Annotated in this window: 20 protein-coding genes; 9 read left to right on the top strand and 11 right to left on the bottom strand. The window is 62.7% G+C overall.

The window, feature by feature from the left end; all coding sequences use genetic code 11:
* Positions 1-4 precede the first annotated feature (4 nt).
* The gene (ettA, locus tag CO664_RS05145; protein ID WP_037415379.1) at positions 5-1,654 is read right to left on the bottom strand and encodes an energy-dependent translational throttle protein EttA; all 1,650 of its coding nucleotides are present in this window, start codon (positions 1,652-1,654) and stop codon (positions 5-7) included.
* 119 nt (positions 1,655-1,773) lie between these two features.
* The gene (locus tag CO664_RS05140; protein ID WP_037415372.1) at positions 1,774-2,547 is read right to left on the bottom strand and encodes a ribonuclease; all 774 of its coding nucleotides are present in this window, start codon (positions 2,545-2,547) and stop codon (positions 1,774-1,776) included.
* Positions 2,548-2,779: 232 nt separating this feature from the next.
* On the opposite strand from CO664_RS05140, the gene CO664_RS05135 reads away from it, so the two are divergent.
* Positions 2,780-3,733, top strand: a complete 954-nt coding sequence (locus CO664_RS05135) for an alpha/beta hydrolase (protein WP_097538073.1) — start codon at positions 2,780-2,782, stop codon at positions 3,731-3,733.
* 58 nt (positions 3,734-3,791) lie between these two features.
* On the top strand, positions 3,792-5,438 hold the full coding sequence (locus CO664_RS05130; RefSeq protein ID WP_097538072.1) for a thiamine pyrophosphate-binding protein: 1,647 nt from the start codon (positions 3,792-3,794) through the stop codon (positions 5,436-5,438).
* A 63-nt stretch (positions 5,439-5,501) separates the two neighbouring features.
* Here CO664_RS05130 and CO664_RS05125 read toward each other — a convergent pair whose 3' ends face one another.
* From CO664_RS05125 to CO664_RS05115, 3 genes are all read right to left on the bottom strand, one after another.
* Positions 5,502-5,708, bottom strand: coding sequence for a hypothetical protein (locus tag CO664_RS05125; protein ID WP_097538071.1), 207 nt, complete (start codon positions 5,706-5,708; stop codon positions 5,502-5,504).
* A gap of 267 nt (positions 5,709-5,975) precedes the next feature.
* Positions 5,976-6,314, bottom strand: coding sequence for a TIGR01244 family sulfur transferase (locus CO664_RS05120; RefSeq protein ID WP_037415359.1), 339 nt, complete (start codon positions 6,312-6,314; stop codon positions 5,976-5,978).
* Positions 6,315-6,386: 72 nt separating this feature from the next.
* Positions 6,387-7,229: a DUF4432 family protein gene (locus CO664_RS05115; RefSeq protein ID WP_037415356.1), complete on the bottom strand. Its 843-nt coding sequence runs from the start codon at positions 7,227-7,229 to the stop codon at positions 6,387-6,389.
* A gap of 249 nt (positions 7,230-7,478) precedes the next feature.
* Between CO664_RS05115 and CO664_RS05110 the strand changes: the two genes are divergently transcribed.
* Positions 7,479-8,915: a L,D-transpeptidase family protein gene (locus CO664_RS05110; protein WP_097538070.1), complete on the top strand. Its 1,437-nt coding sequence runs from the start codon at positions 7,479-7,481 to the stop codon at positions 8,913-8,915.
* Positions 8,916-9,094: 179 nt separating this feature from the next.
* Positions 9,095-10,384: an FAD-binding oxidoreductase gene (locus CO664_RS05105; RefSeq protein ID WP_097538069.1), complete on the top strand. Its 1,290-nt coding sequence runs from the start codon at positions 9,095-9,097 to the stop codon at positions 10,382-10,384.
* A 174-nt stretch (positions 10,385-10,558) separates the two neighbouring features.
* On the opposite strand, the gene CO664_RS05100 is transcribed toward CO664_RS05105, so the two are convergent.
* The 6 genes from CO664_RS05100 to CO664_RS05075 all read right to left on the bottom strand — a co-directional run bounded on the left by CO664_RS05100 (position 10,559) and on the right by CO664_RS05075 (position 18,105).
* A complete protein-coding gene (locus CO664_RS05100; RefSeq protein WP_037415343.1) occupies positions 10,559-11,275 on the bottom strand; it encodes a ParA family protein in 717 nt (238 codons plus the stop codon).
* A 202-nt stretch (positions 11,276-11,477) separates the two neighbouring features.
* On the bottom strand, positions 11,478-12,623 hold the full coding sequence (locus tag CO664_RS05095; protein ID WP_097538068.1) for an iron-containing alcohol dehydrogenase: 1,146 nt from the start codon (positions 12,621-12,623) through the stop codon (positions 11,478-11,480).
* The gene (locus CO664_RS05090) at positions 12,620-14,005 is read right to left on the bottom strand and encodes an aldehyde dehydrogenase family protein (RefSeq protein WP_097538067.1); all 1,386 of its coding nucleotides are present in this window, start codon (positions 14,003-14,005) and stop codon (positions 12,620-12,622) included. Before CO664_RS05090 ends, CO664_RS05095 begins: the two co-directional genes overlap by 4 nt.
* Positions 14,006-14,218: 213 nt before the next feature.
* Positions 14,219-15,583 carry a glutamine synthetase family protein gene (locus CO664_RS05085; protein WP_037415336.1) on the bottom strand — a complete coding sequence of 455 codons (1,365 nt, stop codon included), beginning with the start codon at positions 15,581-15,583 and terminating at the stop codon, positions 14,219-14,221.
* Between the two features lie 94 nt (positions 15,584-15,677).
* Complete coding sequence (locus CO664_RS05080; RefSeq protein WP_097538066.1) at positions 15,678-17,225, bottom strand: amino acid permease; 1,548 nt, start codon at positions 17,223-17,225, stop codon at positions 15,678-15,680.
* Between the two features lie 106 nt (positions 17,226-17,331).
* Complete coding sequence (locus tag CO664_RS05075; protein ID WP_037415330.1) at positions 17,332-18,105, bottom strand: N-formylglutamate amidohydrolase; 774 nt, start codon at positions 18,103-18,105, stop codon at positions 17,332-17,334.
* A gap of 170 nt (positions 18,106-18,275) precedes the next feature.
* On the opposite strand from CO664_RS05075, the gene CO664_RS05070 reads away from it, so the two are divergent.
* The 5 genes from CO664_RS05070 to CO664_RS05050 all read left to right on the top strand — a co-directional run bounded on the left by CO664_RS05070 (position 18,276) and on the right by CO664_RS05050 (position 23,253).
* Positions 18,276-19,154: a MurR/RpiR family transcriptional regulator gene (locus tag CO664_RS05070; protein ID WP_037415327.1), complete on the top strand. Its 879-nt coding sequence runs from the start codon at positions 18,276-18,278 to the stop codon at positions 19,152-19,154.
* A gap of 192 nt (positions 19,155-19,346) precedes the next feature.
* Positions 19,347-20,450, top strand: a complete 1,104-nt coding sequence (locus tag CO664_RS05065) for an ABC transporter substrate-binding protein (RefSeq protein WP_097538065.1) — start codon at positions 19,347-19,349, stop codon at positions 20,448-20,450.
* A gap of 70 nt (positions 20,451-20,520) precedes the next feature.
* A complete protein-coding gene (locus tag CO664_RS05060) occupies positions 20,521-21,402 on the top strand; it encodes an ABC transporter permease subunit (protein ID WP_037415323.1) in 882 nt (293 codons plus the stop codon).
* Positions 21,399-22,187, top strand: a complete 789-nt coding sequence (locus CO664_RS05055) for an ABC transporter permease (RefSeq protein ID WP_037415320.1) — start codon at positions 21,399-21,401, stop codon at positions 22,185-22,187. Before CO664_RS05060 ends, CO664_RS05055 begins: the two co-directional genes overlap by 4 nt.
* A 4-nt stretch (positions 22,188-22,191) precedes the next feature.
* Positions 22,192-23,253, top strand: coding sequence for an ABC transporter ATP-binding protein (locus tag CO664_RS05050; protein ID WP_097538064.1), 1,062 nt, complete (start codon positions 22,192-22,194; stop codon positions 23,251-23,253).
* The last annotated feature ends 53 nt before the right edge of the window (positions 23,254-23,306 follow it).

Raw genomic sequence — 23,306 nt, 5'->3', positions numbered from 1 at the left:
TTGATTACCGCGTCAGGCGTTTGTACGTCACCCGCTTCGGGTTGACCGAGTCGGGACCGAGCCGGCGGATCTTGTCCTTCTCGTAATCCTCGAAGTTGCCTTCGAACCATTCGACATGGCTGTCGCCCTCGAAGGCGAGGATATGGGTCGCCAGCCGATCGAGGAACATGCGGTCGTGGCTGATGATCACCGCGCAGCCGGCGAAGTTTTCGAGCGCATCCTCGAGTGCGGCAAGCGTCTCGGTGTCGAGGTCGTTGGTCGGCTCGTCGAGCAGGATGACGTTGCCGCCGGCCTTGAGCATCTTGGCGAGGTGCACGCGGTTGCGCTGGCCGCCGGAAAGCGTGCCGACCTTCTGCTGCTGGTCACCGCCCTTGAAATTGAAGGACGAGCAATAGGCCCGCGAATTGACCTCGTGCTTGCCGAGCCTGATGACGTCGTTGCCGCCGGAGATTTCCTCCCACACCGTCTTGTTGCCGTCGAGCGCGTCGCGGCTCTGGTCGACATAGCCGAGTTGCACGCTGTCGCCGATGCGGATCGCGCCCTCTTCGGGCTGCTCCTGGCCGGTGATCATCCGGAACAGCGTCGTCTTACCGGCGCCGTTCGGGCCGATGACGCCGACGATGCCGCCCGGCGGCAGCTTGAAGCTCAGGCCCTCGATCAGCAACTGGTCGTCATAGCCCTTGGAGATGTTCTCCGCTTCGATGACCACCTGGCCGAGCCGCTCGCCGACCGGAATGATGATCTGGGCGTCGCCCGGACGCCTGTCGGCCGCCGCCTTTACCAACTCGTCATAGGCGCGGATACGCGCCTTCGACTTCGCCTGGCGGGCCTTCGGGCTCGAGGCGATCCACTCCTGCTCGCGGCTGATGGCCTTCTGGCGGGTCGCCTCTTCACGCCCTTCCTGGGCCATACGCTTGGCCTTTGCCTGCAGATAGGCGGAATAGTTGCCTTCATAGGGAATGCCGCGGCCACGATCGAGCTCGAGAATCCAGCCGGTGACGTTGTCGAGGAAGTAGCGGTCGTGGGTGATCATCAGCACGGCGCCCGGATATTCGCGCAGGTGCTTTTCGAGCCAGGCGATCGTCTCGGCGTCGAGATGGTTGGTCGGTTCGTCGAGAAGCAGCAGGTCCGGCTGCGACAAGAGCAGCTTGCAGAGTGCCACGCGGCGCTTCTCGCCGCCGGACAGATTGGTGACCTCGGCGTCGCCCGGCGGGCAGCGGAGCGCGTCCATCGCCATTTCGACTTGGCTGTCGAGATCCCAGAGGTTCTGGCTATCGATGATGTCCTGAAGCTTGGCGCCCTCTTCCGCCGTCTCGTCGGAATAGTTCATCATCAGCTCGTTGTAGCGGTCGATGATCGCCTTCTTCGCGGCCACGCCTTCCATGACGTTCTCGAGCACGTTCTTCTGCGCATCGAGCTGCGGCTCCTGCGGCAGGTAGCCGACGGTCGCGCCTTCGGCGACCCAGGCCTCGCCGGTATATTCGTGGTCGAGCCCGGCCATGATCCGCAGAACCGTGGACTTGCCGGCGCCGTTGGGGCCGAGAATGCCGATCTTAGCGTCCGGATAGAACGACAGATGGATATTCTCCAGGACCTTCTTGTTGCCATAGGCCTTGTTGAGCCCGGCCATGTGGTAGATAAACTGACGTGCCATAAAGGAATGCTCCGCATCGGAAGGGGAAATTTGCCCGCTATGTAGGCGAATTATGGTGGCGGGGCAATCGCCAAAGGGCCCTGCCCGCGCCGTTCCCTTGCTGCGATAAGCCTTCCAGTTCAGCCCCGCCCGGCGGCGTCGGCGATCCCCTTGGCGCATTTGAACTCGGTCGGCCCGGCCGCCTTTATGAGGCCCGCGAGACCCGCTTGGCCCGAGAGATCGCCGGAAAGCCCAATGGTGAGACCGGTGATTACGCTGCGGCCCTCGACGGTCTGGCAGCGCATGCGCACCCGATCACCGGCCCCTGCTCCGAAACTCTGTTCGAAGGCCGCCTTGATCTGCTTTTCGCCAATCTCCGAACCGATCCTGTCGGCAAACAGGGCACGCACCGCCGATGCGTTCAGCTCGTCGAGAAGACGAAGCTGGAGCGTGAAATAGTCGTCGGCGTTGTCGGCCTGGCAGGTGCCGCTTCGCAGCCATTGGTGCCGGTCGAGGCCGGATTTCACCCCCGGCATGGCGACGATGAGACGCGCGGCGGTTTCGTCTGCCATGGCGAGTTTCGGCAGCTCGAGCCACTCCCCCTTGCGGTCTTGCGCCTTCAGTTCCGTCTCCACGCCGCAATAGCTCTTCTTCAAGGGCCAAAGGCCGTGGAGCGAGAAATGCGTCGCATCGAACCGGTCCGAGGTCTGGTCGACGCATTCCTTGCGCGTGGGCCGCGTCTCGCAAAAGCCGGGCTGCCAACTGACCGCCAGCACATATTCCGTCCTTGCCCCATCCGGTACCGTCTTCATCTCTTCACCCGGCGACTCCTCTGCGGCGGCCAGAGACGACATCCCCAACCCAAGAGCAAGCGCTGCAACTCTTACCACCTGTACGATAGCTCGCACTGCCATAACGGCCTCCAGTAAATACAAAACGAGAACAAACTAACAACAAAAGCGGGAAGGTTGCAACCCCCAATATGTCTCTTCGAATCGGTTCTGATCTCATGCGCAAGAAGCAACAAGCAGCGATTGCCTTTGACCGCCAAATCGATTTGATATCGCGTGGAGTGTTGGGCGGATGGTGGATCAGCCTCCATCGCAATAGCTGCTCTGCGGCTATTGGATTTGATTGGAGTGAGGCATGTTCGGGCAGGTAAGGACACTTCAAAGCCCGACGGGTGCGACGCTCGCATGGCGCCATCGGACGGCTTCCGATGCGCCGCGAGGCATATTGCTGGTCAGCCACGGGCTTGCCGAACATTCCGGCCGCTACGCCCGCTTTGCCGAAGCCATGGCCCAGCATGGCTTCCATGTCTACGCACACGATCATCGTGGCCACGGCGAGAGCCGCGCGGCCGATGCGCAGCTCGGTCTCTTCTCTAAGCGCGGTGGCTCCGAAAAGGTGATTGCCGATCTGCGCGCCGTGCGGCAGATGGCCGCCGCCAACCATCCCGGGCTGCCGGTCGTGCTGTTCGGCCACTCGATGGGTGGGCTGATCGCCCTGAACGCTGCCGAGACCGATCCGGAACTTTATGACGCGCTCGCCGTCTGGAACTCCAATTTTCGCCCCGGTCCCGCCGGCCGCGGCGGCCAACTGATCCTCGCGATCGAACGAATGCTGAAGGGTTCGGACGTCCCGAGCCCGCTGCTTTCGCAACTCACCTTCGGCGCCTGGAGCAAAGCCATTGCCGCTCGGAAGACCGAATTCGACTGGCTGTCGCGCGACGAGGACGAAGTTGCAAAGTATATCGCCGATCCGCTCTGCGGCTTCGAGACCAGCGTCTCACTCTGGATCGACGTCTTCGAACTTGCCTTTGCCGGTGCGCGGTTCGACCGGCTCGCCCGCTTGCCGGCGACGCTGCCGGTCCACCTGGTCGGCGGCAGCGCCGACCCCTCAACCTTGAACGGCGACGTCGTCGACTGGCTCGGCCGACGCATGAAGGCGCGCGGCATGGCCGACGTGACGATCACGATATATGAGGGAATGCGCCACGAGACGCTCAACGAAATCGGCCGCGAAACCGCGACGGAAGATTTCGCCCGCTGGTGCCTGAAAGCCGTCGGGGTGAGGAACCGCATAGACGAAACAACATGACAGATCCCGCAAGCCGGCGATCTGATCGAAACGGACGATAGCATTGGGAGGTGCCGACATGAAGACGGGCGGGCAACTGGTGGTCGAGGCGCTCATCGCAAACGGCGTCGAGCGCATCTCCTGCGTGCCGGGCGAAAGCTACCTGGCCGTTTTGGATGCGCTCCACGACACCGACATCGACGTCGTCGTCTGCCGCCAGGAAGGCGGTGCGGCGATGATGGCGGATGCCTGGGGCCGGCTGACCGGCGAGCCCGGCATCTGCATGGTCACGCGCGGCCCCGGCGCCACCAATGCCTCCGCCGGGCTTCACGTCGCCCGCCAGGATTCGATCCCGATGATCCTCTTCATCGGCCAGGTGCAGCGTGACGCCCGCGAACGCGAGGCCTTCCAGGAGATCGAATATCGCCGCGCCCTCACCGAGGTCGCCAAATGGGTGGGCGAGATCGACGATCCGGCGCGGATTGCTGAATTCGTCACCCGCGCCTTTGCCGTCGCGACCTCCGGCCGTCCCGGACCGGTGGTTCTGACACTGCCGGAAGACATGCTGACGGAGCGAACGGAAGCTCCGGCCTCCCGCCCTTACCAGCCGGTCGAAAGCCATCCGGGACCGAGCCAGATCGCTCGGCTCGCCGATCTCCTCACGGAAGCGCAGCGCCCAATTGCCATTCTCGGCGGCACCCGCTGGTCCGCGGAAAGCGTTGCCGATTTTGAGCAATTCGCCGAACGCTGGCATCTGCCGGTGGGCTGCTCCTTCCGGCGCCAAATGCTCTTCGATCACCTGCATCCCAGCTATGCCGGCGACGTCGGCATCGGCGTCAACCCGGCGTTGGCAAAGGAAATCAAGGAAGCGGATCTCGTCCTGCTTCTGGGCGGTCGCTTCTCGGAAATGCCCTCCTCCTCTTATACCCTCCTCGATGTCCCCTATCCGAAGCAGAGACTGGTGCATGTCCATCCGGATCCGTCGGAACTCGGCCGCGTCTATAGGCCGGATCTGGCGATCGCCGCGAGCCCGCGCGACTTTGTAGCCGCGCTAGCGGGGATTGAGCCCACTGGAACGGCTGGCTGGGCGCCGCGCACGGCCGCCATGCACGAGACTTATCTCAGATGGTCGACGCCGCCGGAGACCGGGCCGGGCGACGTGCGGATGGGACCGATCATGAACTGGATCGAGGCGAACACGGCGCCGGACGCAATCTTCACCAACGGCGCCGGCAACTACGCCACCTGGCTGCACCGCTTCCACCGCTTCCGCCGCTACGGCACGCAAGCCGCGCCCGCCTCAGGCTCGATGGGCTACGGCCTGCCGGCGGCGGTCGCGGCGAAACGCCTTCACCCAAACCGTGAGGTCATCTGCTTTGCCGGCGACGGCTGTTTCCTGATGCATGGGCAGGAATTCGCCACGGCGGTTCGTTACGCCCTGCCGATTATCGTGCTGGTCATCAACAACGGCATCTACGGCACCATCCGCATGCATCAGGAGCGGGAATATCCCGGCCGCGTCAGCGCCACGGATTTGACAAATCCGGATTTTGCGGCGCTTGCCCGCGCCTATGGCGGCCATGGCGAGACGGTCGAGCGGACGGAAGAGTTTGCCGATGCATTTCTCAGAGCGCGTGCCAGCCGCAAGCCGGCGATCATCGAGATCAAGCTCGACCCGGAGGCGATCACGCCGGCACGGACGCTGAGCGAAATACGCAAGGGCTGAGGGAAAAGACGACGCCTGAATGAGAGCCCGGCCGGGAGCGGGCGTCGGCAAGTCCTTGCGCTTTCAAACTGTCCGAATCATCTCCCAGAGCTGGTCCGGCTCTTTCACGCCGGCCTGATAAAGCTTGGCAATCTTCCTGGCGAGTTGGTCGGCCTCCTCGCTGCCGATCGACAGGTTTCGCTCTTCCAGCGCGCGGTGCCAAACGCCTTCGAGGATCGCCACGTGGCCGGGAAGAATCGGATAGTCTCTGAAACTATTGAACGGATCCATGGCCGGTCGCCTCTTTAAAGCTGTCCGCCGAGACCCTCGCGCGCCCGACGAGACGGCGATGTCTAACAATTTCGCGGCCAGCAGGAACGGCGTCAGAAACGCGAAAGCGCGCTTGTTTGGGCCAAGCGCGCTCCAAGCGAACGATCTTCAAAGGGCGCCGGCACCCTCGATCGAACAAATCCAATATAGCACCGAATACCGGCTGGAAACAGTGAAAAGCGGTCGTTCGCCCGTCCGACCTTTGCCGCCGAACGCACGATCGCGGGTCTAGCTGCGAATATGTTGCGTCTGCTGGTAGACGGCCGTCGAGCGGGCGCCGGAGCGGCAATAGCCAAGCATCGGGCGCTCGAATTCGTCGAGCGCGTCGACCATGCGGGTCACCGCATCGGCGGTCACGCCCATCGGGCCGACCGGGATATGGGCGATGTCCAGCCCGAGTTCCTGGGCACGCGCGGCAATCGCGTCGAAGGTCGGCTGGTCGGGAGCCTCGAAATCCGGACGGTGGCAGACGATGGACTTGAAACCGAGCGCCTTGATCTCGTCGAGGTCCTCGACCGTGATCTGACCGGAGACCGAGTATTCATCGTTGATCTGGCGAATGTCCATGATGTCGCTTCCTCAAGACTGCGTTGCCTTGGTGTAGGCCGCAGGCCCGGCGGCGTCAATCGCGAAGCGATCTCAGACGACGCCGAAGGTAAGCGCGTAGTCGCGTGACTGTCCGGGCTTAAGCAGACCGAGCTCGCCGGCGGCCGAGAGTTCCACCCGCTTGGCAATTCGGTGCGACGCCGGCTCGATGCTGAGGACATTCGCACCGCCGCGTTGGCAGCGCCACATCTGCAGGAAAGGCAGCGTGTCGGCCAGGAATTGCACATTTAAGGCGCGCCCTTGAAGCCCGGGCAGAGCAGACAGCGTAACCTCCGCCCAGCGGTCTTCGCCGGCGACTGCCCTCCGGCAGAAATGCGCGCTCTCGCCTTCCCCGAACCGCCAGGCAATTGACCCGCCCTCCACCGAGGCACTGTCGATCCGCGTTTCATCGCCAAGCAGGCGGCCGCCGATATTCATGTGGTACATCATCATCGGCGCGAAGGCGGAGGCGCCGATATTGACGACACGGTCCTTGAGCATCACGCCATGCCCGTTCCCGTGGAGCTGCCAAACGCGCTCGACCGCCGCCCTGCCGCCGCAGGCAAGGTCGACTTCCGTAACCGCCGAGCAGCGCGAACCATCGGCGGACATCTCCGTCCGGCTGACCGGCGTACCGGCAAGCGACCCGTGCAATGGGTAGCGTACCTTATCGTCACGCCCCGCGATCGGCTCCGGATGGCGGATATGGTCAGGACCGCAGGTGAACAGGAAGCCGGCCAGAGCCCGGTCGATCCGCGGGTCGCCGTCGGAGGGGATCGCCTCTCCCGGCGAGAGATCTGTGCCCTCTGTGACGAAAGCGGCGATATCAAGCGCCGAGGAACGGTCGAACAGGAGATGGCTCTCCAGGCCATTGTCGGCGCTCAAGATGGTCCCCATTCTCGCCTCCCGGCCGCACTCAGAATCACGAATCGTGAGGGTATGATAGCGCAGTCGCCCCACTGAAGTGGCCGGTCTTTTGGATTGAACCTTCCGCGAGGAAAAACGTTATAAATTCAACGCGGTTGGAGGGCATTCCCGTCCTCTGACAGAGTTCCCGTGTTGCAACCGCTCGGAAGCTCGCCTAACTAGATTTTAAGGGATCGTTCATGATGAATTCATTTTTTTCACATTAACGTCGGAATCGGTATGTACCGCCGCAAAGCAGCCACCATGAAAATAGGTTCCAACTTGTCAGCGACCCGCACCGGCCTTTCGCTTCTCGCCGCACTCGGCCTTCTCGCAGTGGAGCTCGTGCCCGCCCGCGCCCAGGATGGCTATGGCGGCTATTGGGGCGGCGGCGATGTGATGCTGGTCACTCCCGAGGGCGATATTCTCGACTACATGCCCGGACCGGACGAGGTACAGGCGATGCGCGACCGCCGCGGCCGTACGGTGCTCGTGGATCCCTGGGGAAATATCGTCGCCACCGTCGTCCCGAATGACGGCTACGGCGTGCGCCGCCGGCAATACGGCGATGACGGGTATTCCAACGAGCGGGAGCGCGGCTACGGCTATTCAGAGCCCGGTGAATACACCGGCACCGTTCCCGACTATCGCGACGCGACGCCCGCCCCGGTCGAACGCGAGGAACTGCCGAACAGCCTTCCGAGCCTTGGCGAAGAACAGGCCGCCTACGATCCGCAGTATCAGGATCCACTCGGCCAGCCGATGCCGCCGGCGATCGAGATGAAGGGCAAATCGCGGGCCGAAATCACCGCCCTCCAGGTCTTCCTCGACCGCGAAGGCTTCTCGCCGGGCGTCATCGACGGCAAGATGGGCTCCAACGTCACCAAGGCGATAGAGGCCTTTCAGCAGGCGACCGGCGAAAAGCTCGACCCGAACAATACCGAGGACATTCTCGAGCGGCTGCGCTTCAATGGCGGCCTGCCTATCACCACTTACACGATCACCGCTGCCGACGCAGCCGGGCCCTATGTCGCCGCGATCCCGGAAGACTATGCCCACAAGGCGCAGCTCCCGCATCTCTCCTTCACCTCCACGGCCGAGATGCTGGGCGAGAAATTCCATATGGACGAGAACTACCTGCGCGAACTCAACCCGGGCGTCGACTTCTCCATCCCTGGCACGACGATCAAGGTCATCAATCCCGGAGCGAACAAGTCCGGAAAGGTGGCACGGATCATTGCCGACAAGGGGCGCAAGCAGGTGTTCGCCTATGACGATGCCGGCAAGCTCATCGCCGCCTACCCCGCCACCATCGGTTCGGCTGATACGCCTTCACCGTCGGGCACGGTCTCGGTCGAGCGGATCGCCTTCAATCCAGGTTACACTTACAATCCGAAGATCAACTTCCAGCAGGGCGCCAACAACAAGATCCTGACGCTGCAGCCGGGACCGAACGGCCCGGTGGGCACCGTCTGGATAGCGCTTTCGAGGCCGACCTACGGCATTCACGGCACGCCGGATCCATCGAAGATCGGCAAAACGCAGAGCCACGGCTGCATCCGGCTCACCAATTGGGACGCCACCGAACTCGGAAAGATGGTCAGCGTTGGCGTGACCGTCGAGTTCATCGACGAGCCGGGCGCTCCGGTTTCTGAGGATGTCTTGAATCCTTATTGAGAGCTGTCTGATGGGCTGAGTCAGGCGGAGCCGCGCGGTCATCCGCGCCCGTTTCTGTTCGCTTTGCCCGGCATTGTCGGACTTCATGACTTTATGAAACATTGTCATGAAGAACTTTGCCCCGTTGGTTCTATCAAAGGCAAAGGAATCCCTCGATTACCGCAAAGGAATGGCCCGCAATGGCGACGGAGCGCCCTCTTCCCAACCTCTGGCATGCAACGGCTCCAGCCGCACCCGAAACAGGCCGCCTCAGCGGTGACATGGCTGCAGATGTGGCCATTATCGGCGGAGGCTTTACCGGGCTCTCGGCCGCCCTTCACCTCGCCGAAATGGGCGTCAAGGCCGTTGTGATCGAGGCGCGCATGATCGGCTTCGGCGGTTCCGGCCGCAATGTCGGCCTGGTCAATGCCGGCATGTGGGTGAAGCCGGACGACCTCATTGCCACGCTCGGCGCGGAGGCCGGCGGCCGCCTGTTGAGCGAGCTCGGGAACGGCCCCTCGCTTGTCTATGACCTTGTCGAGCGTCATGGCATCGCTTGCGAAGCGGTCCGCAACGGAACGCTGCACATGGCGGTCGGACCCGAGGGGCTCAAGGAGATCACCGCGCGCGAGGCGCAATGGCAGAAGCTGGGCGCCCCGGTCGAAGCGCTTTCGGCGGAAAAGGCCAAGATGCTTTCAGGCGCCGAAGGATTTACTGGCGCATTGCTCGACCGGCGGGCCGGCACGATCCAGCCTCTCGCCTATGCGCGCGGCCTGGCTCGGGCGGCGCTGAAGGCAGGTGCCCAGATCTTCACGGAAACGCCGCTGGTTGCCGCCGAGCGCAGCGGCGACGCCTGGAAGCTTTCGGCCGGCCGCGGCACGCTGACGGCCCGGCATGTCATCGTCGCCACCGAGGCCTATGGCGCGCTCGTGAACGGCGCGCCATGGAGGACACAGACGCAGGAACTCACGGTCCTTCCCTATTTTCAATTCGCGACCAATCCGCTGCCTGACGATGTCGCGGGCCGCATCCTCCCCGAGCGCCAGGGCGCCTGGGACACGGGCCTCGTCATGACGTCGTTCCGCATGGATCGGCAGAACCGGCTGATCTTCGGCTCGATCGGCCGCCTCGACGCCATGGCCGCGGGGACGCATCGCGCCTTCGCGGCGCGCTCGGTGCGCAAGCTCTTCCCCTATATCGGCGATTTCCGCTTCGAATATTGGTGGGACGGCCGGATCGGCATGACGACCAATCACCTGCCGGTCATGCACGCGTTGGCGCCGAATGTCGTTTCCGTCAGCGGTTACAACGGCCGCGGCATCGCCCCCGGCACGGTCTTCGGCCGCGCCCTTGCCCGGCATGTCACGGGCGACGTCTCGGCGATCCCGCTCGCCGAGACCCCGATCACGCCGGATCCCTGGCGGAACCTCAAATCTGCCTTCTATCATGCCGGCGCCCAGGCCAAGCATTTCATCGACAGGCGGTTCTGACGGAAGATTTCGACCGGAACGGCCTACTGCATCTCTCCTTGAATCGACCTCGATTCAAGGACAAAGACATGCAGCAATTCTAAGTGCTACAACGACCTTTGCGCGTCTGATAAGACGCGCGGCGCTGTAGGCCAGTTCCGGCCGGCCTTGGGAGGCAATAGGGGGCCGCCCGCTTCAGGCCGCGCGAGGCAGGGCCGAGCGCAAGCGAGACATAAGGGCACGGCGTGGCGTTACCGGCAGCAGGCTTTGCACCTCGCTGGCGAGCGCGAACGCGTTTTCGCGCGCTTTGTCGAGATTGCTGACGCGGTTTGGGTCCATGGTCTCCAAGGTGCCGCCCAGTTCGAAGATCTCCCGATAGGCGGCGCGTTCGATAATCGGCGTGTCGAGGACAGAAACGCCGCGCGAGGCGAGCAGCGCCTTGATCGCCTGCAGCGCCCGCGTCGTCACCAGGGAATTGACGCGCGTCAGGACCACCGAGTGGTTGATGCACACCCTGGCCTTCTGTTCGATCTGGCGAATGAGCTCCAGGATCTGGACTGCGCCGCGCGCGTCCATGGCACAGCCCTGCACCGGGATCAGCACCTGATCTGAAAGCCCGAGTGCCAGCGCGACGATCGCGTCCCTGGCACCGGCGAGATCGACCACGATGTAATCGGCCTCGTCTTTCAGTTCGCGGATATGGCAGGGCAACGAGGCGGGCGTAATGTGCGAGATCACCTCGAGATTGGCGATGTGACCGGAGGCTTCCGACCAGCTGGTGATCCATCGCTGCGGATCCGCATCCAGGATCACCACGCGGTTGCCCTGCCGGGCCAGTTCCGTCGCCAGGATCAGGGCAGCCGTCGTCTTGCCGGCGCCGCCCTTTGCGTTGGCCAAAGTAATGACCGCCATCTTGTCACCTCATTCTCTCAGTGCCCCCGTCGCCTGGGCTCGGGTGCAGGTTCGGTTAACAGAACCTTTCAGAAGATGGTTAACAAAATGGAAACTTTGGCTGGCAAAGATTAACCGGCGCAGCCGACGGCTTGCGGCTTCCCAACAAAAAAGCCCGGGAAATCAACGCTTCCCTGAGCCTTGGAAAAATTAACGCGATGGCTCAGATGCACTCGGCAAAGAGCTTCTTCGCGGCGTCGAGCGTCAGTTTCACCGGATTGCCGCTGGCGGTCGGGTCTACGATCGCCATTTCCGCCATCTCGCCTATTCGGTCAGTGCCGACGCCGAGCGCGAAGAGCTTGTCCGGCACGCCGAGTTCCTCGCGCAGTTGCAGCACATAGTCATAGAAGCCGTCGAAGCCGCCGGCGATGCCGAGATAGGCGGCCGCCCGCGCGATCTTCTCCTCGATCGCTGGCCGATTGAAGCGCAGCACCGGCGGCATCACCACGGCATTGGTCATCCCATGATGGGTGTTGTAGATCGCGCCGACCGGGTGCGAAAGCGAGTGGATCGCTCCGAGCCCCTTCTGGAATGCGACCGCGCCCATCGCCGCCGCGCTCATCATATTGGCGCGCGCCTCGATGTCCGTGCCGTCCTTGTAGGCGCGCGGCAGGTTTTCCTTGACAAGCCGCATGCCTTCGAGCGCGATGCCTGCCGACATCGGATGATAGAAGGGCGAGGAATAGGCCTCCAGGCAATGGGCAAAGGCGTCCATGCCGGTGCCGGCGGTGATGACCTTCGGCATGCCGACCGTCAGTTCCGGGTCGCAGATCGTCACGGCCGGGAGGAATTTCGGGTGGAAGATCACCTTCTTCACGTGGCTCGCCGAATTGGTGATGACGCTGGCGCGGCCCACTTCGGAGCCGGTGCCAGCCGTCGTCGGCACGGCGACGATCGGTGCGATGCCATCGACGCTGGCGCGCGTCCACCAGTCGCCGACGTCCTCGAAGTCCCAGACCGGCCGGGTCTGGCCGGCCATGAAGGCCACGCATTTGCCGAGATCCAGGCCAGAGCCGCCGCCGAAGGCGACGACACCGTCATGGCCGCCATCCTTGAACGCCTTGATCCCCGCCCTGAGATTGAGGTCGTTCGGGTTCGGGTCGACCTCGGCAAAGAGGGCACGCCCAAGGCCAGCAGCTTCCAGAATATCAAGCGCGTTCTGCGTGATCGGCATCGACGCAAGCCCGCGGTCGGTGATCAGCAGCGGCTTCTTCATGCCGGCGGCCTTGCAATGGTCGGCAAGCTCCTTGATGCGGCCGGCTCCGAACTTGACGGCGGTCGGATAGCTCCAGTTGGCGGTGATCGTCATGCTGTGACTTTCTTCAGATGGAAGGATTTCGGACGGGTGAGATTGTGGAAGCCGAGCATTGACAGCGAGCCGCCGCGACCTGTCTCCTTGACGCCGGTCCAGCAAAGTGCCGGGTCGAGATAGTCGGCGCGGTTCATGAACACGGTGCCGGTCTCGAGCTCGCGGCCGATGCTTGCGGCGCGCTCGGCATCCTTAGTCCAGAGCGATGCGGTAAGACCATACTGGCTGTCGTTCATCAGCTCGATCGCCTCGGCGTCGCTCTTCACCTTCATGATGCCGACCGCCGGCCCGAAGGTTTCCTCGCGCATGAACTCCATCGAGTGATCGACATCGACGAGGACCTGCGGCGCGAGATAGGCGCCGCCGTCGTCCTCAGGGAAACGCTTCGGATCGATCAGCGCCCTGGCGCCCTTCGATACGGCATCGGCGATCTGGTTGCGGACGGTTGCCGCAAACCGCTTATTCGCCATTGGCCCGAGTGTCGTTTCCGGATCGAGCGGGTTTCCGAGCTTGTAGTTGGAAACCCAGCCGACCGCCTTCTCGACGAAGGCATCATAGAGCGATTCGTGCACATAGATACGCTCGATGCCGCAGCAGCACTGGCCGGAATTGTAGGTGGCGCCATCCATCAGCGTGTCGACGGCGGCATCGAGATCGGCATCCTCCATCACATAGCCGGGGTCCTTGCCGCCAAGCTCAAGGCCGAGTCCGGTAAAGGTGCCTGCGGCCGCACGCTCGATCGAGCGCCCGCCCTCGACCGAGCCGGTGAAGTTGATGAAATCGAAGGTTTTCGCGGCAATCAGCGCCGCGGTCGTCTGGTGGTCGAGGAAAAGGTTCTGGAAGACATCGGCCGGCACACCCGCCTCGACGAAGGCACGCACCATGCGCTCGCCGACGAGGATCGTCTGGCTGGCATGCTTGAGGATCACCGTATTGCCGGCCATCAGCGCCGGCGCCACCGTATTGATCGCCGTCATGTAGGGATAGTTCCAGGGCGCGATAACGAAGACGACGCCATGCGGCTCGCGCTCGATGCGCCGCTCGAAGCGGTCGCTCTCCTCGACGACAAGCGGCCTCAGCGCATCTGCGGCGATGGAGGCCACGTAATTCGAGCGCTCGTTGAAACCCTTGAACTCGCCGCCGTAGCGGACCGGACGGCCCATCTGCCAGGCAAGTTCGGGCACCACGTCGTCGACCATCTCGTTGAGTCGGGCCACACCGGCGAGCACCAATTTGACGCGCTCGTCGAGCGGCCGCTTCGCCCAGCTCTTCTGCGCGAGCCGCGCCTGCGCCACCGCCTGTCTGGCGAGCTCCAGCGGCAGTGCGGGCCGCTCGGCAAAGACCTCGCCATTCACCGGCGAAATGCATCTGATCATCGTCATGATCGTTTTCCTGTTTCTGCTTTCAAAATAATGACCCCTCCCCAACCCCTCCCCACAAGGGGGAGGGGCTACACTGCCGCACCCTCGCCTCGCTGGCCTGAAGCGTCGCAACTCGCGAAAACGCCGGGGTGGGCAAGACGGTGCCGCCGCGAAGCCCCTCCCCCTTGGGGGGAGGGGTTGGGGAGGGGTAGACCCTCGTACGGAGGGGATTCCCTACGCCCTCTCGAATCCGCGCGCGACCTCCCAATCCGTCACCCGCCGGTCATATTCCTCCTGCTCCCACCGCGCCGCACGGGCATAGTGGTCGATGACCTCTTCGCCGAACGCTTCCCGCAGCATTTTCGAACCCGTCAGCGCTTCGGTTGCCGCCCTGAGCGTATGCGGAATTTCGCGCACCTCCTTGCCCTGATAGGCATCGCCGACGAAGGGCGCCTCCAGTTGCATCTTGTTCTCGATGCCGGATATGCCGGCCGCGACCAAGGCGGCGAAGGCGAGATAGGGGTTGAGGTCGGAGCCGCCGACGCGGCATTCGATGCGGATCGCCTTGGTATCTTCGCCGCACAGGCGATAGCCGGCGGTGCGGTTGTCCTTGCTCCAGATCGCCTTTGTGGGCGCGAAGGTTCCGGCCATGAAGCGCTTGTAGGAATTGATGTAGGGCGCCAGGAAATAAGTGATCTCGCTCGCATGGGCGAGCAATCCGGCCACGTACTGCCGCATCAGCTCGGACATGCCGTATTGCCCCTCCTTATCGTAGAACAGCGGCGTCTTGCCGTCGACGCTCCACAGAGACTGGTGGACATGCGACGACGAGCCGGCGGCGGAATAGTTCCACTTGGCGAGGAAGGTGATCGCCTTGCCCCGAGACCAGGCAATTTCTTTGCAGCCATTCTTGATGATGGCGTGCCGGTCGGCCATGGTCAGCGCATCGGCATAGCGCACGTTGATTTCCTCCTGGCCGGCGGATGCTTCGCCCTTGGAATTCTCGACCGGAATGTCCGCACCCTGAAGGCCGTTGCGGATCGCCCGCATCACATCCTCTTCCTTGGTCGTCTGGAAGATGTGGTAGTCCTCGTTGTAGCCGCTGGCGAGATGCAGGTCGCGGTATCCGGAAAGCCGCGCATCCTCGTAGGACTGATCGAACAGGAAGAATTCGAGCTCGCTCGCCATGAAGGCCTTGAGGCCCATGGCTTCGAGCCGTGCGATCTGCCTCTTGAGGATGGCACGCGGCGAATGCGGCACTTCCTCATGCGTATGATGATCGAGCACGTCGCAGAGAACCAGCGCCGTGCCTTCCAGCCAGGGGATGCGCCGAAGCGTCGCAAGATCCGGCTTCATCGTGTAGTCGCCGTAGCCCTTCTCCCAGCTCGTCGCCTTGTAGCCGGGCACGGTTTCCATTTCGATGTCGGTCGCCAGCAGGTAGTTGCAGCTATGCGTTTCCTTCCAAGCACTATCGACGAAATATTGGGCGTGAAAACGCTTGCCCATTAGGCGGCCTTGCATGTCCACCTGGCAGGCGAGCACCGTGTCGATACGCCCGTTGGCGACATCCTCTTTCAGTTCCTCGAACGAGTAGCTCATGAAAGTACAATCCCATGTTTCGGCGCGGCCGTTCCCATAGCCGCTAATACGAAGCGGAGATCGCAAGCGCGATCTCCGCCCTCTTTCCATCTTCTCAGACTTCGCCGACGGCCTTCTCGGCGGCAGCGATCTCCGCCTGGCGGCGCGCGACCTCGTCACCGATCGGCGGCCCGCGGAAGCGGCGGCTCTCGAAACCGAACCAGATGATGCCGGTGACGACGAGGAAGCCGACGGTGATGTAGAGCGCCCAGTCGTTTGGCGGCTGAATGCCGAGCACGAAGATCAGGACCATGGCGATGATCGACAGGATGGCGAACAGCTTGAACATCCCTTCGCCGAGGTTCCACGGCCCCATCTTGTCCCACTTCGACGTTCCCCAGGCGAACAGGCCGAGCGTGATCGGGATTGCGAAGGAGAAGAACAGGAAGATGACCGTGCAGGAGACGACGATCGTATAGACCGGCGTTTCGCCGATCGAGACGAGCGACGAACCCCAGACGAACAGCACCGAAAGGATCGAGCCCGTCCAGATCGCTGCAACCGGCGAGCGATAGGTGGGGCTTACCTTCGAGAGTGCCTTTGAGGCCGGCAGGCCGCCGTCACGCGAGAAGGCGAAGATCATGCGCGAAACCGAGGTCACCGTCGCCAGGCCGCACAGCCACTGGCTGACGAAGATGGCAAGGTAGAGAATGTCCTTGATGAGCGGATGGACCTGCGCGTCCATTGCCCAGAAGAACACGTTCCAGCCCTGCTTGGCGGCTTCGTCCATGTTCGGGATCATCAGCACGAAGGCGCATAGCATGATATAGCCGAAGAGCGCCGACCAAAGCACGGAGGAGACCATGCCGCGCGGCACCGATTCCGCCGCCTTGACGGTCTCCTCCGACGTATGCGCCGAAGCGTCATAGCCGGTGATCGTGTAGATCGGCAGCAGCAGGCCGAGCAGGAACACCCAGGTTCCGGAGGTCTCAGGCCAGACATTGCCGCCCGCCTCGCCGGAATAATTCGAGAAGGTGAACAGCCTGCCGATCTCATAGCTGTCGGCCGCCGCGAGGCAGACGATCGCCAGCAGGATCGCGGTGGCGAAGATCAGATAGCCGGAAAAGTCGGTGAGCTTCGCGGTTAGGCCGATTCCCATGTGGTTCACCAGCGCCTGCCCGCCGGTGATGATCGCCAGGAACACGATGCGGGTCGTCGTCGTATCTTCCAGGCCGAAATAGGGTGTCCCGAATGAGCCCATGAAGAAGTAATAGGTGCCGACGTTGATGGCCCCGAGAACGGTCACCAGGCCGAGGAGGTTGAACCAGGCCGTGAGCCAGCCGGTGAAGCGGTTCCCGAGGATCGATCCCCAATGATAGAGGCCGCCGGCGGTTGGATAGGCCGAGCTGATCTGCGCCATAGCCACGGCAAAGACCAGCGAGATGAAGCATCCGAGCGGCCAGCCGATGCCGATCGCCGCTCCGCCCGCACCTGCGGTCGCCTGCGCCAGCGAATTGATGCCCCCCGACAGAATGCAGATGATCGAGAAGGATACGGCGAAATTCGAGAACTGGCTCATTCGCCGCTCGAGTTCCTGGGCATAGCCCATCGAATGCAGGATGTGCATATCCTGCTTCTTATCGGTTTCGGTATAGTCTGACATCTCTTTCCCCTGTTTCTCCTGACCCGGCGCGCCATTGCGAAAGGTCACGTCACCACCTGTTCCGGCACCGGAACAGGACCGCGGCTTTGCCGCTCCCCTGGGTCTTTTATTGTTTCGGAAGGGCGGCTACGCTTTTTGCGAGCAGCCCTTCCAGATAGTCGGCCATGACCCTCTGGCCGGCTTCGGTGCGAATGAGATCGTTCCTGATCTCGATCATCACGTTCGGCAGCCCGTAACGGACGCCGTATTCTATCAAGCTATGGGTTACGCCGTCAGTCGGCCCGTAGGGCTCGTTGCGACGGATGTCGTATGCAACCTCCCCGCTCGTCGCGACCGCCAGCATGCGGTCGGCGAGCCGGCCGTCGGCATCGTGCAGGATGCCGATCTCGACGCTGCGGCGTTTGCCGAAATAGACCGGCGTAAAGCTGTGCATGGTGACGAGAATCGGAAGCCGCCCCGCCGCCTTGCGACCGGCGATGAACGCGGACACCGCGTCGCGGAACGGCTGATAGATCTCGTCGACGCGCGCCTGGCGCTCCGACGCCGACATCACCCGGTTTCCCGGAACCTCGTAGACCTCGCTGACGACCGGCGTTGCGGCGTCGGACTCCGGCGGTCTGTTGCAGTCATAGACGAGGCGTGAAAAACGCTGATAGATGAGCGTACCATCCACCTTCCCCGCAAGAAGCTTGGAAACCGCCAGCGCTCCCGGATCCCAGGCGATGTGGCTGGCGAGCGCTTCCTCGGAAAGGCCGAGCGTTCCGAGGCGCTCGGGCAGACGGCTCGACGCGTGTTCGCAGACGAAGAGAAAATCTCCCTTCGCATCGGCACTCTCGATGGCGACCGGACCGCCCTCTGCCTGGGTCAAAAGCCCCGTCAAAACCGGCTCCCCTTTGCCTCGTCAGACGATGTTGCTGAAAAGAATTCTTCACGAATCGGCGGGTGTCAATCAAAATTTGAAACGATCTTTTCAGTTTCCCATTGACTTCGGTTACGCCCGCGATGTTTAATTTCCTTCAAGCTGGCAAAGACCGGCTGAGGGGCACGACATTGAACGGCAACACGGCATCCATGACGGTGTCGGATGTGATCAACGCGCATTTCGCGGTGCTGACGCGCGCCGAGAAACGTTTGGCGGAGACACTTCTCGACAACTATCCGGTTTCCGGCCTCGGCTCGATCACGACGGTCGCCGAGAACGCCGGCGTTTCCACGCCGACCGTGGCGCGCATGGTGCAGAAGCTCGGCTTTCGCGGCTTTCCCGATTTCCAGGCGAGGCTCCACCAGGAGCTGGAGGCGACGATCTCCAATCCGATAGCCAAGCACGATCGCTGGGCGGCCAGCGCACCGGGCACCCACATCCTCAACCGCTTTGCCGATGCCATCATGGGCAATATGCGCCAGACACTGTCCCAGCTGGAGCCGGTCGAATTCGACCAGGCGGCCGCCCTCATCGCCGACCGCAAGCGCAACCTCTATCTTGTCGGCGGCCGCATCACCCGCTCGACGGCCGATTACCTCTTCACCCATCTCCAGGTCATCCGCACGGGCGTCACCCAGATTGCCGCCAATCCGAGCTCGTGGCCGCACTACGTGCTCGATATGAAACAGGGCGACGTTCTGATCCTGTTCGACATCCGTCGCTATGAACAGGAAATGGAGACCCTCGCCCGCTCCGCCCGCAACCGCGGCGTCGAGATCATCCTTTTCACCGACCAATGGGGTTCGCCCGTCGCTAAGTCGGCTTCCAAGGTCTTCCGCGCTCAGATCGAAGTCCCCTCGGCCTGGGATAGTTCGGTCATGCTGCTGTTCCTCGTCGAGGCGCTGATCGAAGCGGTGCAGAGCTCGAATTGGGACGAAACCAGGGACCGGATGAGGACGCTCGAAGGGCTCTTCGATTCGACCCGCATCTTTCGCAAGCCAGGTTAGGAGGTACCGGTCGAAGACTGAATGTCCGGAGGAAGAAATGGGGGTGCAAGGCGCGCCGTGCACCGCTTGGAACACCCACCTCCCGAGGCGGCGTTCTCGCCGCAAACGGGAAAATGGCCTGTCACACAAGTTTCATCGCGCCGCTTTAACAGCATCGCCGAAATTGACTGAAAACCGATAAGGAGAACGCCAGTGATTTCAAAGACTCAACGCCTGCTCTCGCTCTCGACCGCCATTCTGCTGGCAACCACGGCCGTGGCCGCTGCCGACCCGAGCGAAGAGCTCATCGCCGCCGCCAAGAAGGAAGGCACGCTCACCACCATTGCGCTGCCGCACACCTGGTGCGGTTATGGCGATCTCATCGCCGGTTTCAAGGCGAAGTACGGGATCGAGGTCAACGAGCTGAACCCCGACGCCGGTTCCGGCGACGAGATCGAAGCCATCAAGGCCAACAAGGGCAATACCGGCCCGCAGGCACCCGACGTGATCGACGTCGGCCTGTCCTTCGGCCCCTCTGCCAAGGCCGAAGGCCTGATCCAGCCCTACAAGGTCTCGACCTGGGATACGATCCCGGATAGCGCCAAGGATCCGGAAGGGTTCTGGTACGGCGACTATTACGGTGTTCTCTCCTTCGTCGTGAACACCGATATCGTCAAGGAAGTGCCGAAGGACTGGGCCGACCTCAAGAAGTCGGACTACGCGAACGCGGTCGCTCTCGCCGGCGACCCGCGCGCCTCGAACCAGGCCGTGCAGGCCGTCTACGCCGCTGGTCTCGCCGCTGGCGAAAAGGATGCGGCCAAGGCCGGTGAAGCAGGCCTCGCCTTCTTCGCGGAAGTCAACAAGGCCGGCAATTTCGTTCCGGTCATCGGCAAGTCCGCTTCGCTCGCACAGGGCTCGACCCCGATCATCATCGCCTGGGACTATAACGGTCTCTCCTGGCGCGACAGCCTGAACGGCAACCCGCCGGTCGAAGTCGTCGTTCCGGCGTCGGGCGTCGTCGCCGGCGTCTATGTGCAGGCGATCTCAGCCTTCGCCCCGCATCCGAACGCCGCCAAGCTGTGGATGGAATATCTCTACTCGGACGAAGGCCAGCTCGGTTGGCTGAAGGGCTATTGCCACCCGATCCGCTTCAACGATCTCGCCAAGAACGGCAAGATCCCGCAGGAAATGCTGGACAAGCTGCCGCCGGCAGCTGCCTATGAAAAGGCCGTATTCCCGACGCTCGAGGAACAGGCCAAGGGCAAGGAAGCGATCACCACCAAGTGGGACAGCGTGGTCGGCGCCAACGTTCAGTAATCATTGCCATGCCTCCCCGCTCGATCGGCGGGGAGGCTGTTTCATTTGACTGAGGAACATCGAAGCCTTCATGACCACGACAACAGCAACCGCACCCCTGATCAACAAACGAGCGGTCATCGATTGGCTCGGGATAGCCCCGTTCGCGATTTTTGCGCTGATGTTCCTGATCGTTCCGACGCTCTACCTCGTCACCGGCGCCTTTCTGACGCCCGAAGGAACCTTCACCTTCAAGAATCTCGCCGATCTCTTCACGCCGACGATCATGAGCGCCTACTGGATCTCGATCCGCGTGTCGGTCGCCTCCTCGCTCGGCGGCGCGCTGATCGGCTTCTTCCTCGCCTGGGCGGTCGTGCTCGGCGGAGTTCCGAACTGGATCCGCTCCGGCCTGCTGACCTTCTCCGGCGTCGCCTCCAATTTCGCGGGCGTGCCGCTCGCTTTCGCGTTTCTTTCGACGCTCGGCCGCACCGGGCTCGTCACCGTCTTTTTACGCGACTGGTTTGGCTTCAATCTTTACGGAACCGGTTTCAATCTCCTGAGCTTCTTCGGTCTCACCATCACCTATATGTATTTCCAGATCCCGCTGATGGTGCTGATCCTCACCCCGGCGCTGGACGGCCTCAAGAAGGAGTGGCGCGAGGCGGCCGAAATCCTCGGCGCCTCCACCTGGCAATATTGGCGCATGGTGGCGCTGCCGATCCTCTGGCCGAGCCTGCTCGGCACGACTCTCCTGCTCTTCGCCAATGCCTTCGGCGCCATCGCCACGGCTTACGCGCTGACCGGCAGTTCGCTCAACATCGTGCCGATCCTGCTCTACGCGCAGATCCGCGGCGACGTGTTGCACAACCCCAATCTCGGCTATGCGCTGGCCCTCGGCATGATCGTCATCACCGGCATTTCCAACATTCTCTATATCTGGCTGCGCATGCGCGCCGAACGGTGGCAGAAATGAAAGCACAACGCCTCGGCGCCTGGATCGCCATCGCCATCGGAGCCAGCTATTTCATCATTCCGCTGCTCGGCACGCTGGAGTTCTCGCTGCGGATGCGACGCGGCGCCTATTCCTTCGACGCCTACCAGTCGGTTTTCTCCGACATCCAGTTTCGCGAGACCTTCGGCTATTCGATGCTGATGGCCGTACTGACGATCGTCTTCGGCATGCTGCTCGTCGTGCCGACGGCGTACTGGGTGCGGCTACGCCTGCCGCAGGTGCGGCCGATCGTCGAGTTCGTCACGCTGCTGCCGCTCGTCATTCCGGCTATCGTTATCGTCTTCGGCTATCTGAGGCTCTACAATTCCTCGTCGATCCTGCCGCTCACCGGTTCGACCTCCGGCACCAACGCGCTGTTGATGTTCTCCTACATGACCCTGTCGCTTCCCTACATGTACCGCGCCGTCGACACGGCGATGCGGGCGATCGACGTCAGGACTTTGACGGAGGCCGCCGAAAGCCTCGGCGCCAAATGGCCGACGATCCTTTTCCGCTGCATCTTCCCGAATGTGATGAGCGGCGTGCTTTCCGGCGCCTTCATCACCTTCGCCATCGTCATGGGCGAATTCACCATGGCGGCGCTGCTCAACCGCCCGGCTTTCGGTCCCTATCTGCAGCTCGTCGGCGCCAATAAGGCCTATGAGCCTTCGGCGCTCGCCGTCATCGCTTTCGCAATCACGTGGCTGAGCATGGGGCTGATCCAGCTCGTCTCCCGCTTCCAGAAATCCGCTTCGCCCAAGGCTTGATCACATGGCTTTCCTGACACTGACCAATATTCAGAAATCCTTCGGCCCGGTTCAGGTCGTTCATAATTTCAACATGGGCATCGAAAAGGGCGAGTTCGTCTCCTTCCTCGGCCCGTCCGGCTGCGGCAAGACCACGATCCTGCGCATGATCGCCGGTTTCGAGACGCCGTCCGGCGGCTCGATCGTCATCAACGGCCAGGACCAGGGCGCTCTGAAGCCGAACCAGCGCAATATCGGCATGGTCTTCCAGGCCTATGCGCTGTTTCCCAACATGAACGTCCATGACAATGTCGCCTTCGGCCTGAAGGTCGCCCGCGCCACCAAAACGGACATCGATATCCGGGTGAAGCAGATGCTCGGGCTCATCAAGCTCGAGCACCTGGCGGACCGCTTCCCCTATCAACTGTCCGGCGGCCAGCAGCAGCGTGTGGCGCTCGCCCGCGCGCTTGCCGTGAAGCCGCAAGTGCTGCTGCTCGACGAGCCGCTCTCGGCGCTCGATGCGAAGATTCGCATCTCGCTGCGCGAAGAGATCCGGCAGATCCAGCAGCAGCTCGGCATCACCACGGTGTTCGTCACCCACGACCAGGAGGAGGCGCTGTCGATCTCCGACCGGATCGTGGTGATGAATGCCGGCCGCGCCGACCAGATCGGCACCCCGTTCGAGATCTACAACACGCCGGCGACCCGCTTCGTCGCTTCCTTCGTCGGAACGCTCAATATCATCGAGGGCAAGGTCGTCGATCCCGCCACCGGTGCGGTCACCATCGGCGGGCAACGGATTGCCCTGAAAGAGCCGATTGCCGGCCTCAAGGGCGGGGACAGCATTTCGCTGGCGCTTCGGCCGGAGGCGGGTTCGATCGCCGAGGGCTCCAAAGGCGATACCGCGCTGCCCGGCGAAGTCGTCTCGACGAGCTTCCTCGGCTCGGTCATCCGCACCAAGCTGCGGGTTGGCGATGATGTCATCTCGTTCGACATGTTCAACGATCCGGGCATTACACCGCCTGTTGCCGGCGAGAATGTCAGCCTGCGCTTCGCCGCCAAGGACCTGTTGGTCATCCGCGAGTAGTGATGGCCGGAACGATTTCGTTCCGGCCTCGATCTTTCCCGGAAAAATCTGTC

The organism is Sinorhizobium sp. NG07B, assembly GCF_002532005.1.
GTDB lineage: Bacteria > Pseudomonadota > Alphaproteobacteria > Rhizobiales > Rhizobiaceae > Sinorhizobium > Sinorhizobium fredii_C.
This window is presented reverse-complemented; position numbering and strand designations above follow the sequence as displayed.

Bases quoted from the DNA above. Each gene is read 5' to 3' on its own strand.
- ettA (WP_037415379.1), bottom strand. From the start codon at position 1,654: ATGGCACGTCAGTTTATCTACCACATGGCCGGGCTCAACAAGGCCTAT.
- CO664_RS05140 (WP_037415372.1), bottom strand. From the start codon at position 2,547: ATGGCAGTGCGAGCTATCGTACAGGTGGTAAGAGTTGCAGCGCTTGCT.
- CO664_RS05135 (WP_097538073.1), top strand. From the start codon at position 2,780: ATGTTCGGGCAGGTAAGGACACTTCAAAGCCCGACGGGTGCGACGCTC.
- CO664_RS05130 (WP_097538072.1), top strand. From the start codon at position 3,792: ATGAAGACGGGCGGGCAACTGGTGGTCGAGGCGCTCATCGCAAACGGC.
- CO664_RS05125 (WP_097538071.1), bottom strand. From the start codon at position 5,708: ATGGATCCGTTCAATAGTTTCAGAGACTATCCGATTCTTCCCGGCCAC.
- CO664_RS05120 (WP_037415359.1), bottom strand. From the start codon at position 6,314: ATGGACATTCGCCAGATCAACGATGAATACTCGGTCTCCGGTCAGATC.
- CO664_RS05115 (WP_037415356.1), bottom strand. From the start codon at position 7,229: ATGGGGACCATCTTGAGCGCCGACAATGGCCTGGAGAGCCATCTCCTG.
- CO664_RS05110 (WP_097538070.1), top strand. From the start codon at position 7,479: ATGTACCGCCGCAAAGCAGCCACCATGAAAATAGGTTCCAACTTGTCA.
- CO664_RS05105 (WP_097538069.1), top strand. From the start codon at position 9,095: ATGGCGACGGAGCGCCCTCTTCCCAACCTCTGGCATGCAACGGCTCCA.
- CO664_RS05100 (WP_037415343.1), bottom strand. From the start codon at position 11,275: ATGGCGGTCATTACTTTGGCCAACGCAAAGGGCGGCGCCGGCAAGACG.
- CO664_RS05095 (WP_097538068.1), bottom strand. From the start codon at position 12,623: ATGACGATCACCGCCAACTGGAGCTATCCGACCGCCGTCAAGTTCGGA.
- CO664_RS05090 (WP_097538067.1), bottom strand. From the start codon at position 14,005: ATGACGATGATCAGATGCATTTCGCCGGTGAATGGCGAGGTCTTTGCC.
- CO664_RS05085 (WP_037415336.1), bottom strand. From the start codon at position 15,583: ATGAGCTACTCGTTCGAGGAACTGAAAGAGGATGTCGCCAACGGGCGT.
- CO664_RS05080 (WP_097538066.1), bottom strand. From the start codon at position 17,225: ATGTCAGACTATACCGAAACCGATAAGAAGCAGGATATGCACATCCTG.
- CO664_RS05060 (WP_037415323.1), top strand. From the start codon at position 20,521: ATGACCACGACAACAGCAACCGCACCCCTGATCAACAAACGAGCGGTC.
- CO664_RS05055 (WP_037415320.1), top strand. From the start codon at position 21,399: ATGAAAGCACAACGCCTCGGCGCCTGGATCGCCATCGCCATCGGAGCC.
- CO664_RS05050 (WP_097538064.1), top strand. From the start codon at position 22,192: ATGGCTTTCCTGACACTGACCAATATTCAGAAATCCTTCGGCCCGGTT.